Annotated in this window: 11 protein-coding genes; 6 read left to right on the forward strand and 5 right to left on the reverse strand. The window is 26.6% G+C overall.

From position 1 onward, the window contains the following. The first annotated feature begins 14 nt into the window (after nt 1-14). The 4 genes from nrdI to CJJ23_RS02865 all read left to right on the forward strand — a co-directional run bounded on the left by nrdI (nt 15) and on the right by CJJ23_RS02865 (nt 8,072). Nucleotides 15-473: a class Ib ribonucleoside-diphosphate reductase assembly flavoprotein NrdI gene (gene nrdI / locus CJJ23_RS02850; protein WP_408633937.1), complete on the forward strand. Its 459-nt coding sequence runs from the start codon at nt 15-17 to the stop codon at nt 471-473. Between the two features lie 58 nt (nt 474-531). Beyond that, entirely contained in the window at nt 532-2,694 is a 2,163-nt protein-coding gene (nrdE, locus tag CJJ23_RS02855) for a class 1b ribonucleoside-diphosphate reductase subunit alpha (protein ID WP_095334858.1), read from the forward strand. Between the two features lie 323 nt (nt 2,695-3,017). Continuing rightward, on the forward strand, nt 3,018-4,010 hold the full coding sequence (locus tag CJJ23_RS02860) for a hypothetical protein (protein ID WP_214608191.1): 993 nt from the start codon (nt 3,018-3,020) through the stop codon (nt 4,008-4,010). 21 nt (nt 4,011-4,031) lie between these two features. Further along, nucleotides 4,032-8,072: an Eco57I restriction-modification methylase domain-containing protein gene (locus tag CJJ23_RS02865; RefSeq protein WP_095334859.1), complete on the forward strand. Its 4,041-nt coding sequence runs from the start codon at nt 4,032-4,034 to the stop codon at nt 8,070-8,072. A gap of 156 nt (nt 8,073-8,228) precedes the next feature. On the opposite strand, the gene CJJ23_RS05185 is transcribed toward CJJ23_RS02865, so the two are convergent. From CJJ23_RS05185 to CJJ23_RS02885, 4 genes are all read right to left on the reverse strand, one after another. Next, entirely contained in the window at nt 8,229-8,408 is a 180-nt protein-coding gene (locus CJJ23_RS05185; RefSeq protein ID WP_095334860.1) for a DNA cytosine methyltransferase, read from the reverse strand. A 9-nt stretch (nt 8,409-8,417) separates the two neighbouring features. Further along, nucleotides 8,418-8,564 carry a hypothetical protein gene (locus CJJ23_RS05190; protein ID WP_234805550.1) on the reverse strand — a complete coding sequence of 49 codons (147 nt, stop codon included), beginning with the start codon at nt 8,562-8,564 and terminating at the stop codon, nt 8,418-8,420. Between the two features lie 86 nt (nt 8,565-8,650). Next, nucleotides 8,651-9,070, reverse strand: coding sequence for a DNA cytosine methyltransferase (locus CJJ23_RS05195; RefSeq protein WP_214608192.1), 420 nt, complete (start codon nt 9,068-9,070; stop codon nt 8,651-8,653). Nucleotides 9,071-9,222: 152 nt separating this feature from the next. Beyond that, on the reverse strand, nt 9,223-10,122 hold the full coding sequence (locus tag CJJ23_RS02885; RefSeq protein WP_095334863.1) for an ECF transporter S component: 900 nt from the start codon (nt 10,120-10,122) through the stop codon (nt 9,223-9,225). A 279-nt stretch (nt 10,123-10,401) separates the two neighbouring features. Between CJJ23_RS02885 and CJJ23_RS02890 the strand changes: the two genes are divergently transcribed. Both CJJ23_RS02890 and CJJ23_RS02895 read left to right on the forward strand, forming a co-directional pair. Further along, nucleotides 10,402-11,124, forward strand: coding sequence for a nuclease-related domain-containing protein (locus CJJ23_RS02890; RefSeq protein ID WP_143823620.1), 723 nt, complete (start codon nt 10,402-10,404; stop codon nt 11,122-11,124). 49 nt (nt 11,125-11,173) lie between these two features. Next, the gene (locus tag CJJ23_RS02895; RefSeq protein ID WP_095334865.1) at nt 11,174-11,671 is read left to right on the forward strand and encodes an MPN499 family protein; all 498 of its coding nucleotides are present in this window, start codon (nt 11,174-11,176) and stop codon (nt 11,669-11,671) included. Here CJJ23_RS02895 and CJJ23_RS02900 read toward each other — a convergent pair. Continuing rightward, the gene (locus tag CJJ23_RS02900; RefSeq protein WP_095334866.1) at nt 11,661-13,256 is read right to left on the reverse strand and encodes an APC family permease; all 1,596 of its coding nucleotides are present in this window, start codon (nt 13,254-13,256) and stop codon (nt 11,661-11,663) included. The genes CJJ23_RS02895 and CJJ23_RS02900 overlap by 11 nt on opposite strands. Nucleotides 13,257-13,374 lie beyond the last annotated feature (118 nt).

The raw sequence follows: 13,374 nt of genomic DNA on the forward strand, positions 1-13,374 counted from the left end.
TAACAAAAAGGAAGATCATGAAAGACTTATCACATGTAACAATTGATGAAACTAAAAGACCAAAAGGTCCAATGCTAGTTGTTTATTTTTCATCAATTTCAAATAATACTCATCGCTTTATTCAAAAACTAGGAATTGATAATAAGAGAATTCCTACCGAATTAACTGATGCACCTTTAATAGTTGAACAAGACTATGTTTTAATTACACCAACATATGCTGGTGGAGGGGAATTTAAAAACGGAGCCGTTCCTAAACAAGTTATTAACTTTTTAAATAATCCCCAAAATCGTTCATTTTGTAAAGCAGTAATTGCTTCAGGAAACACCAATTTTGGTGACACCTTTGCTTTAGCTGGACCAATTATTTCAAAGAAATTAAATATTCCATTGCTTTATCAATTTGAACTGCTAGGAACAGCAGATGATACTGCTCAAATTAGCAAAATCCTAAATGATTTTTGAATTAAATAATTCAAAAAAACATTAACTTATAAAACTAAACTATTTTAATAAGAAAAGAGAAACCACCATGAGTGAAACCAAAGAAATTGACATGTTAAATGATGCAAACGATGAATATATCGTTTTAAATGCTTTAGCAAGAATGGTGATCAATGGAAAAAATAATTTCCATGCTGATCAAAGTGCAGTTTTAGAATACATGCATTCACATGTATTACCTAGAACAAAAGAATTTGATAATTTTCAACACCGCATTGAGTGATTAATTGAAAATGAATATTACGATGCACAAGTTATTAACCAATACACAATGGATCAACTTAGAGAACTACATGAATATGCATATTCATTTAAATTTGAATTTATGTCATTCATGGGTGCTTTAAAATTCTACACTTCATATGCTTTAAAAACTTTTGATAACTCTCAATATTTAGAAACTTATGAAGACCGTGTTTTAATGAATGCCTTACTTTTTGGTGAAGGTAAATTTGAGCGTGCAAAAGTAATGATTAAACAAATGATGACTCAAAGATATCAACCTGCAACTCCAACATTTTTAAATGCAGGTAAAAAACAACGTGGAGAATACGTTTCTTGTTTTTTACTAAGAGTTGAAGATAATATGGAATCAATTGCTCGTGGTATTTCAACTTCATTACAGTTATCAAAACGTGGTGGAGGGGTTGCTTTATCACTTTCAAATGTACGTGAAGCAGGAGCTCCTATTAAAAATATTCAAGGACAAGCAACTGGTGTTTTACCTGTTATGAAATTACTTGAAGATTCTTTTTCTTACGCTAATCAACTAGGACAAAGACAAGGCGCAGGTGCTGTTTATTTACATGCACACCACCCTGATATCATGGCTTTTTTAGATACTAAAAAAGAAAATGCTGATGAAAAAATTCGTATCAAATCTTTATCATTAGGAATTGTTGTTCCTGATGTTACTTTCAAATTAGCTGCTGAAAATAAAGACATGGCTTTATTTTCTCCTTACGATGTTTTCAAAGTATATGGAAAAACATTAAACGATATTTCAGTAACTGATGAATATGAAAATTTAGTTAAAAATCCTAAAATTAATAAAACTTATATTAATGCACGTAAACTATTTCAAACTATTGCTCAATTACACTTTGAATCAGGTTATCCTTACTTATTATTTGATGATACAGTTAATGCTGCAAACCCTAATCCAGGGCGTGTTGTCATGTCAAATTTATGTTCAGAAATTGTGCAATCTTCTTCAGCAAGTGAATATAGTGAAGATTTAAGCTATACAAAAGTAGGAGAAGATATTGCATGTAATTTAGGTTCAATTAATATCGCTCGTGCTATGGAAGCAGGTGCTGAATTTGGTGAAATGATTGAAGATTCAATTATTGCTTTAGATGTTATTTCACGTTTAGCAAATGTTTCATCAGCACCTTCAGTTGAAAAAGGAAATTCAAACAATAATGCTCTAGGTTTAGGAGCAATGAACATGCATGGGTTTTTAGCAACAAATGAAATTTATTATAATTCTCCTGAAGCTTTAGACTTTACAAATATTTATTTTTATACAACTGCATATCACGCTTTTCGTGCTTCAAATAATTTAGCGATTAATGAAAAACGTGTTTATAAACATTTTAAAAATTCTAAATACGCAGATGGATCATATTTTGAAAAATACACTAAAGTTGCTAAAGATGAATACTTACCTAAAACTGAAAAAATTAAAGAAATTTTTGCTAAGTATAATGTGGCAATTCCTTCACAACAAGACTGAATTGATCTAGTTGAAAAAATTAAAAAACATGGGCTAGCAAATTCACATTTAATGGCAATTGCACCTACAGGATCTATTTCATATTTATCTTCATGTACAGCATCATTACAACCAATAGTTTCACCTGTTGAAGTAAGAAAAGAAGGTAAAGTTGGTAGAGTTTATGTACCTGCTTATAAAATTGATGATGACAATTTAAAATACTATCAAGATGGAGCTTATGAATTAGGACCAGATCCTATTATTGATTTAGCAGCAGAAGCTCAAAAACATGTTGATCAAGCAATCAGTTTAACACTATTTGTTGATGCAGATAAAACTACTACAAGAGATCTTAATAAAGCCTATATTCGGGCATTTAAGAAAAAATGTAAGTCAATTTATTATGTAAGAATTCGCCAGGAAGTAATCGATTACATGGAAAATATCGACTGTGAATCTTGTGTAATTTAAGACTAAATAAAAGGCAAAATTTAAACGATTAATTATTAATGTTTTCTCTTTTTAGGGAAGACATTTTTTAATTATTTTCCTATTAAATTACTTAATTGCCTATGTACAAAAGAAGTATTTAGAAGAAGAAAAAAGAAATAAAATTGCTATAATTTTTAAAGAAAATTAAGCTAATAATTTTATAAAAACAATGTAACTTATTTTTGAAATAAGCCTTATAAAGCTTAGGTGTAAGAAATAATTTTTACTAATAATTTAAAAGTAAAAAAATCAAGATTTTTTAGCTTTTAAATATTTTAAAAATAATTGATGGGAGTAATTTTATGTACACTTTGGAAATGAAAGCATCTAAAAATTTAAAAAATAAATCAGTAGTTAAAAAAAGCCAAATGAAAAAAAATTCATTAAATGAAATACTCTTAATAGATCATACAACTAAAAAAAATATTATTTGAGCAAATAAAAATTATGAAAAATATGGATGAAAATATAATGAAGAATCAGAGATTAGACCTGAGTTATTAATTGTGGGGTCTAAAGAAATTATTCAACCAAGAGTTTATAAAAATAAAGAAATTAAAAATAATAGAACTAAGCAGATGGCCGAAGTATTTACACCATCATGAATTTGTAATAAACAAAATAATTTAATTGATAATGAGTTTTTTGGATATAAAAATTCTTTTAATCATGAAACTGAAAATGGTTGAACTAAAACCAAAAAAGTAGATTTTAAAAATAAAAATTGAAAAGAATATATTGATCTAGAAAGATTAGAAATTACCTGTGGTGAAGCACCTTATTTAACAAGTAGATACGATTCAGTCACTGGTGAAATAATTAAACCATTAGATCGTATTGGATTATTAGATAGAAAATTGAGAGTTATTTTTGAAAATGTAGATACAGATAAAGACTTTTTAAAATATTCGTTTTTAGCACTAAAAAGAACATATGGCTTTGATTTTCAAGGTGATAATGTATTGCTTGCTAGAAATAATTTGCTTCAAACATTTGTCGAATTCTATATTGAGAAATTTTCAAAAAAACCTACCCTTGCTAGTTTAAAAAAAGCGGCAAAAATTATTAGTTGAAATATTTTTCAAATGGACGGTTTGAAATACGTTGTGCCATTTTCATGTAATAGAAATAAAATAATACAAGATTCACTTTTTGGGGATCCAGTTGAAGAAATTATTTTTTGCTTAGGTTGTATGAGAAATGATTCTCATAAACATAAAGGTCAATATGCAAAAATTAAAGATTGAAGATTAAATAAAATAATTAGATTTATTGATTTACTGGATAAAGAGTAAAACACATATCAAAAGGAAAATATGGAATTTATCAATAACAAATTTGAAAATGTATCTGAGTATAACTTGATTTATATTTTTAGAATAAATGACAAAGCACATAAAGGTGCACTTAAAATAGGTGAAACAACTATCAAAACAGATAAACACTATTCACAATTAAACGAAAATTGTGCCGATTTGAACTATGCTGCAAAAAAGAGAATTGATCAATATACATTAACTGCAGGAATTAAATATGAATTACTTCATACTGAAATTGCTGTTTATAATGATATTGATAAAGCAGATATCAAAGACAAGGAACTTAAAAATTTTATATTTAGAGACCATGACGTTCACAAAGTCTTGTTAAGATCAGGAATAAATAAAAAAGGATTTTATAATAATAAATCCAAAGAATGATTTGAATGTAAATTAGAAATAGCTATAAAGGCTATTAAAACTGTTAAGGAACGAAAATCATCGCTAGACAATAAAGAAGTGTGCACGAACTATTGAGACCCTATAGATTTTAGACCAGAACAGTTAGAGGCAATTGAAACGACTGTTAAAAGATTTAAAAAAAGTATTGAAAGTGGTTTAAAAGCTAGAATGCTTTGAAATGCAAAAATGCGCTTTGGTAAAACTGTTTCAGCACTTGAGGTTGTAAAAAAACTTTCTTTTTCAAGAACTATCATAATTAGTCATAGACCAGTTGTAAAAAGCGGATGAAAAGATGATTTCAGTAAAGTTTTTAACAGAAATAATGATTATGAATATGGATCTAAAGAAGAAGGAAAAACTTTTGATGAATTAAATTCATCTAATAAAAAATTTATTTATTTTTCATCAATGCAAGACTTACGTGGTTCAAAAGGTGCTGGTGGAAAACATGAAAAAAATGATGCAATTTTTGAAAGTAACTGGGATTTTTTGATTATTGATGAAGCACATGAGGGCATTAGATCATCAAAAGGAAAAGATGTCATAGAATTAATTGAAAAAAATAATCCTTATATCAAAAAACTTGAATTATCAGGTACTGCTTTCGGAATCATAGATAATTATACAAAAGATGAAATTTTTACATGAGATTACATCATGGAGCAAGAAGCTAAAAGTAACTGAATAATAAATAATTTTGGTGATCATAATCCATATTGAGATTTGCCAAAACTAAATATTTATACTTATAGTTTAGATAAAATTTTTACTAAATTTATTGCATGAGAAGACAAAGCTTTTAATTTCTCTGAATTTTTTAGAACATGAACTGGTGATGTAAATAAAGACAATAAGAAAATTCCCGACCATCAAATGGAAGGTGATTTTGTATATGAAAAAGATATCAAAAGTTTCTTAAATTTAATTTCTAAAACAAGCAAAGAAAGTAACTATCCATTTTCAACCAAGAAATATCAGGAGATGTTTAAGCACACCTTGTGAATGCTTCCAGGAGTTAAAGAAGCAAAAGCATTATCAAAATTGTTAAAGGAACACGAAATATTCGGACAGTTTGAGATTGTTAATGTTGCAGGTGATGGGGATGAAGAAATTAATACAAGCGAAGCACTCAACGAGGTAAAGAAGGCAATTAAAAAAAGTAAAAAAAGTGCTGGAACAATCACTTTATCTTGTGGTAGATTAACAACAGGCGTGACAATTCCTGAATGAACAGCCGTATTGATGTTATATGGAAAATATTCCACAAGTGCAATACAGTATTTACAAACTATTTTTAGAGTCCAATCTCCAGGTGAAATTGAAGGAAAACTCAAAACTAATTGTTATGTTTTTGATTTTGCACCAGATAGAGCGTTGAAATTATATGCTGAATGATTTGAAAATTCATTATCAATAAATGATGATGAAACTACACTTGATATTAAAAAGGGAAAATTCTTAAATTTTGTTCCTTTTATAGCTATTGATGGTAGTTCAATGACAAAATATAATGAATCAAATATGTATCAAGCATTAAAAAAAGTTTATGCTGAACAAGTAGTTAGAAGCGGTTTTGATAACAAAAAATTATATAATGACCAATTATTAAAACTGGATAATATTGAGTATGAAAAGTTCAAAGAGTTGCAAAAAATTGTTGGTAATTCTTCAAAGAAAAATGATAACAAAGATGTAATTATTAATAATCAGGGTCTAAATAAAGAAGAGTTAGAAAGAATTAAAAAACTTAGAAATAAGCGAAAAAAAGACTTAACTGATGCAGAAAAAGAAGAATTAAAAAAACTTAATGATGCATATGAAAAACGCAGAAAAGCTATTTCAATTTTAAGAGGAATATCTGTAAGAATACCATTGATGGTTTTCGGAGCAGAAATACCAATTGAAGATGATATTACAATTGAAAAATTTCCTGATTTAGTTGATGATGTGTCTTGAGAAGAATTTATGCCCAATCGTGTAACAAAGGAAATGTTTAAAGAATTTTCAAAATATTATGATGCATATGTTTTTTCCTCTGCTGTCAAGAAAATAAGGATAGAAACTAAAATTGCTGATGAATTAGAACCATTAGAAAGGGTTAAAAAAATATCTGAATTATTTGCTACATTTAAAAATCCTGACAAAGAAACTGTGTTAACACCATGAAGAGTTGTTAATATGCATATGTCTAGAACTATTGGTGGTTATAATTTTTATGACCAATATTTTAATAATACTCTTACTACACCATTATTAATTAAAAAGCGTGATATTACAGATTATATTTTTCACACTGAAAATAGACAAGTACTTGATATAAATTCTAAAACAGGGCTTTATCCTTTATATCTTGCTTATTCTTTTTATATGTATAGGTTATCAAATTTAGGTAATAAAGAAACATCTCAAGAACAAAAACTTTTAATATGAGATGATATTGTGGAGAAAAACATTTATGCTATTTGTAAAACACCTATGGCAAAATCTATAACAAAAAGAACTTTAGTTGGTTATAGAAACAAAAAAATTAATGCTCAAGTTGTTGAGGATATCATTAAAAGAATGAAAGATAAAAATGAAATAAATAACCTTGCAAATGAGTTAAATAAAAAAGTATTTTGAAATAAAGAAGGAAATGATAAAATGAAATTTAATGCAATCGTTGGTAATCCTCCTTATCATATAATAAGGCAAGTAAACACAGATAAAGACACTGTTACTACTATTTATCATTTATTTTATTTAGCATCATTGAGAATGAACCCAAATTATGTTTCTATGATTATTCCATCAAGATGAATGACAGGTGGTAAAGGTCTTGATGATTTTAGAAGGCAAATGTTCTCTAAAAAAAGTTTCATAACTATTCACGATCATTTTGAAACAACAGATTGTTTTGCAAATGTTGAAATCAAAGGTGGTGTTTGTTACTTTTTAGCAAGCCCTGATTATGCAGATAAAATTGATTATTACTTCTATAAAGATGGGGAAGTATCTCATTCAAAGAGAAAAATGGATGAACTTGATTTAGACTTGCATATAAGGGATTCAAAAGGTGTTGGTATTGTTAAAAAAATAGTTACTAGAGATGATTTCAAAACGTTTGAATCTATAGTTTCAGTTCGTAAACCATTTGGAATTGAATCAAATTTTAGCGACTACGTCGACACACACACACACACACACACTATAAAGATATATGGATGAAGAGATAGTAAACCATATACAGGTTATATATCAAAACACAGTATTAAACGAAACATAGAAATAGCTTACAAATGAAAAGTAATTATCTCTAAAGCAAGTGGTGTAGGTAATATTTCTACTGATAAAATCATTCCGAAGGTTATTAATAATAATTCAGTAGCAACCGAAACATACTTAGTGTTAGGTGAATTTAATAATGAAAAGCAAGCAGATAATCTTGCATCTTATATAAATACAAAATTTTTCCATTTTCTTTTAGGTCAAATAAAAAACACCCAAAATATGACTAGAAAAGAATTTAAATTAATACCATTAGTTAATTTTAGAGAAAACTGAAATGACCAAAAATTATACAAAAAGTTTGGTTTGACACAAAATGAAATAGAAATAATTGAATCTAGTGTTTGACCGGAAAATAAAACTAAATAATAAATTTAAATTATTCTGATAATTATTAAAAGAATGAAATTTAAATTTTTCCATTTGCTATGATGAGATAATAAAGAAATGAATGCAGACTTAATTAAGAGTGCATTCATTTTTAATATACCTTTTAATTTAATATTTTAATCAAATTTTGAATGATTATTCAAGACTGAAAATTTGATTCTGATTATTATAATATTTTTGAATTGCATCTTTTAGAACTTTAATCATTTCTTTACCAACTGCTTTAACTGCATGTATTGCGACTGAATTTCCTAACTGTTTCATGGCTGCTGTTTTTGATACAGGAAATTCAAAATTCTCAGGGAATCCTTGCATTCTCTCCCCTTATTTAGGTCTTATTCTTCTTTCTTTTCCATCTACAATATAGCCATCTCAATTTCTTCTGTCAGTTATTTCAGAAGATTTTCCCCCTACTCTTAAGGTAAAGCCAATTTTTTTATTTACTGAAGCACCATCGAAAACTCAACTCATATCTTTTTCCAATGGAATAGGTTCTGGAAAATTAAAATTACTATCGTCTATATCGTTTCTAAAACAAATCATATAAAGTCTAGGTCTTAGTTGTGAGAATTAAAATCACTAGCTTTCACTATTTTATAGTGAAAAGAATAACCTACTTCGGTCATTGTATTTTTAATAATTTCGAAAGTTTTGCCATTATCATGTTTAAGTAAACCACGAACATTTTCTAAAAAAACTACTCTCGGTTTTTTTATTTTTATTATATTTGTAATATTAAAAAATAAAGTACTTCTTGTATCTTCAAAACCTTTTTTAAGACCAGCTTGTGAAAAAGGTTGACAAGGAAAACCTGCACATAATACATCGTGATCAGGAATTGAATTAGGATCAACTTTAGTTATATCTCCTGCAAAATATGTTTGATTTTCATTTTCAAAAAGTTCTTGATTAGTTTTTCTAAAATTAGTTTCATAAGTAATTCTGCAGTTTTGGTCTCATTCAGAAGCAAAAAACACATTTTCCTCCCAAATCATCCATAGCAATATGAAAGCCACCAATACCAGCAAATAAATCAATGTAGGTAAACAAAATAAACACCTCACTTAAAAAAATTTACTTTTTCAATAATATTAACTAAACTATTATACTTGTTTTAACTATTACTGAACTATCTATTTCTTCTAAAAATTGCTTTTAAAGCCATTTTATTTTTTATTTTGTACTTATGTTCAAAATAAATTAAACTAGGCACAGAAGCAGCTAAAACAAAACTAAATAAAGGAATTGTAATCATGGTTTTGATTACAATTGGAATCATATAAAAAGTATATGAATTTTCGTATGTGCGATTATTTACATTACGTGTAAAACGATGTAAGTAATTTATAAAGGCAAAAGGTCCTCATAATCATCTAAATAAAACCTGTACAAAAACAACTAAGGAAACAATGATTAAAACATCAATATACATTGCTTTTTTAGTAATTAAATATCTTTCACCAACATGGAAAGTTGCTATCAAAATTAAGGCAGTAGCAACTGTAATAGCAATTACAGCACCTGTATAAGAAAAGCGTTGATTAAACCCATCTACTCTTTGAGTAGAAAAAGGATTTGCCAGATTAAAAAATAAGCTGTAAGCCATTATTATTGTAACAATCACAATTAAAACTGGTAGATATGCTTTTAAGTTACTTTTAATTTTTCTAATATTAAAAAAGAATCAAGCAATCATTGGTAATAACAAGGCAATGATTGCGTATTCTCACATTCAAAAGCCAATACGACCTCTGACTAATAAGTTTAAGTGATCTAAAACAACTGATAAAAAAGAACCTTTTAAAGGACCAAAAATAATTCCAAAAAAAATACTAAAGATTACTTCTGCATCAATATTTAAAACTCCAGTTAAGCTTAGATTAGTAATGTAATTGACAATGATAGCAATTGCCATTAAGATTCCTGCTAAAGCTACATCAAAAGTTGTAAATCTGATTTGATTCTTAAAAAAATCTTTTAGAGTTTGCTTATCGAGCCATTGATTTTTTGTTGAAGTTGAATTATTCATAAGATACTCCTTAAAAGGTGTTTTAAATATCTTACAGAAATAAAAAAAATATTTAAAAACCTCGCTTTAGAAAAGCAAGGTTTTTTCTTTGTTTAAGCGTTAGATTGGCAGAATAACACTTAAACTAGAATAGTTTGGCATATCTGCACGTTATGATTATAAAATAATTATTGAAGTTTGAACAAAAACATTAAAAATTTATCTTTTTTGCACCTGATACTTATTTTTTACTAATTTCGGCACTTTTGAAGCTTGAAATCTATAAAAAATTAAAATTTAATGCATAAAAAAATTAAGATAAATCGCTTGAGAAAGTATAATAAGAAAATGTTTAATTATATTTTAGGAATTGGACTTGGTTTAGGTTCATTATTAGTTATCTTTATAATTATTTTTGCTTTTTGATTAAGTGCAAGATTAAGAAAAAGTAAAACAAAAAAAATAGGATATGCTTTTGAAAAAAGAGTTGAAAAATTAATTACAACTTGAGTTGGAGATAAAAATAAATTATTTCATCCTGCATCAATTTATTCTTATGATGATGACAAATATTTTGAAGTAGATGGAATTTTAATAACTGCTAGAGCAATTTTAGTTTTGGAACTTAAATCGATAAACGGAAAAATTACAGGTAAAGCAGATGAGCCCATTTGAACTAAACAAATTGGTAATAAAATTCATGATATTAAAAATCCTATTATTCAAAATGATAAACATATTGAACATATTCTTAAAATGTTAAATGTCAAATTACCTATGCTTTCAGTAATTGTTTTTGATTCAAAAGCTGAAGATGTAAAAATAATAGATCAACCAAGTCATGTTGTTGTAACTAATGAAAAAAATCTAACTAACATTCTTGATGAGATGGATAACTTCTTAAATATAAAATTAAATAATTCAGAAATGACTTATATAAGTGATTTATTAAATAAACATAAATCCAATAAAAAAGAAGATAAAAAAATTCATTCAAGTTATACAAGACAAAAACAAATATAATATTTTAATTAAATTTATTAAGTATGAAATTAATTAAAAGAAGTAAAACATGATTAAAATTAAAATAAGAAAATGAAAATCTTTTTATCAAATAGTTCCTGGATTTTATAGGTTAAATATTGATCGAAAAGATGATGAAATACACGCAAAATACGGCACTTTAGAACAAATGTCAAAAGATTTAGATCTAACTAGATTTTCATGATTAATTTATACAAATGGTGATAAAGATTTTTTTGATTTTAATATCTTGCAAAAAATTAATAATTTTAAATTTCAGATCACAAATGAAATTTTAAAAAATTTAGATGAATTAAATCATGAAGATAAGGTTACAAAAAATATAACTATCATCTGAGATAAAACAGCAATAAAATTAATTAGTGCAGGCATTTTACCATTTGCTAATTTAGAGTATTTTGAAGATTTATTAATTTTAGAGCAAAGTCTTAATCCTAATGTTTATGAAATAAAAATTAAATTTAGGAAAAAAGGTTTTGAAATTTTTGAAAGAAATGAAACACCAGGAAACATGTTTAGTTTATAACATGTGTGGTGTTTTTCTTAAATCTTTTTTCTATATAAATTGGAGCAATTGATATAACTATAAAAAGAATTAAAACAATAACAGAAGCTATTCTTGAAGTTAAAATTTCATTAGTTAAATTTTCCCTTGCAATTGCTGGAATTAAAGATAAATCAAAAAAAGCAACGACAACAGTCACTAACATTGAGATCCCAACAAGAATAATTGAGATATATGCAAAGAGTTTAAAATATTTAAATTGTTCAACTTTTATATGTTGAGTTTTACGATTCTTTAAGGCTCCATAAATTGCAAAAACAATAAATAAAAAAACTATTACTGATGTTCAAGAAGACATTAAATCTGTAAAACTATATAGCTTAGAAATGTTTTGACCATAGACTTCTAATCCATTAGAATGATATGCAAAAGTACCTATAATTGAAAAAACAATAATAATTGGAACCGATAAAAGTAAAGCTAAAATAACCCCTACAATTGGCTTATCTGATTTCATTTTTTTCTTTCAATAATCATTGAAATAGAACTCATCATTTTTAACTAAATCCTCCATAACACGGGGAAATCACATTGAAAAACCATTTAAAATTCCTAAAACACCAATTGCAATTAAAACATTAGTGATACCTAAAATAATTCTAATAACTTCAACATTTCAGCCTATAGAAATGGCTACATCTAAAAATCCTGTAACAGTTCCATCACCTACAATTGACATAGAAATTGCAATTAAGAGATAAATAACTGTAATCACAATTAACCCTATTAAAATTGCAAAAGGTGTCTTTTTAGGTTTTTCAACTTCACTTTGAATTCCTGCTGAAACATAGAAACCATCATAGGCAAAAAAGATTGCTGATAAAGCCACAAAAATACCTAGACCAGGTAAATTACTTAATAGATTTCCTTGTGCGACAAATTCTTTTATATTAGTAAAATTAACATTAACTTGAGCACTAGATTGTGCTCCTGAAGAAAGTAAAATATAACCCATTAAAATTGCTAAAACAAGTGGAATAAACTTAAATATAAAAATAATTTTGTTTTGCAAGTTTCCGATTTTTGCAAATAAACCTGAAAAAACTAAGAAATAAAAAGTTAAAAAAACTGTTACTGCAATTGCTATTAATCAGTCTAAATTATCAGTTAAATTTGCTGTTTGTGCACCTGAAAACATTTGATAAGAATCTTGCAAACTCTGAAAAAAATAAATCGGCATTACAAACATTGTTAACGGTAAATAAATAAAAACAATGAAGTTTTTACTTGTTTTATAAATGAAATTAGAATTAAAAGATTTATTTCAAGCAACAATTGATAAGTTACTATTTACTCCTGATGAAGCAACCTCAATTAAAGCAAATGACATTGCTATAACTGTAAAAGCAGCTAAAACTCAAGAAAAAATTGCTAATACTAATGAACCCGATGAATTATTTAAGATTGATTGAGATTTGAAAAATATTCCTGCACCAATACAAGAACCGATAACGATAAAAATAGTGCTGATAAAAGAAATTTTCTTCTTTTTTAGATCTTTTTCAACAGTATTTTTTTGTTTAATTTTTTTAAATAAATTATTCATTTAGTTCTTATTGTATAGAAAAAATATTTTTTCTTTTGCTTATTTACCACAAGAATTCAAAAAATTTTGAATATTTATCAAAAAGATATTTTTTTGCAGTTTTAAGCCCTTTTTTCAT

Origin of the sequence: Mycoplasmopsis agassizii, assembly GCF_002276225.1 — a bacterium.
GTDB classification, from domain to species: domain Bacteria; phylum Bacillota_I; class Bacilli_A; order Mycoplasmatales; family Metamycoplasmataceae; genus Mycoplasmopsis_B; species Mycoplasmopsis_B agassizii_A.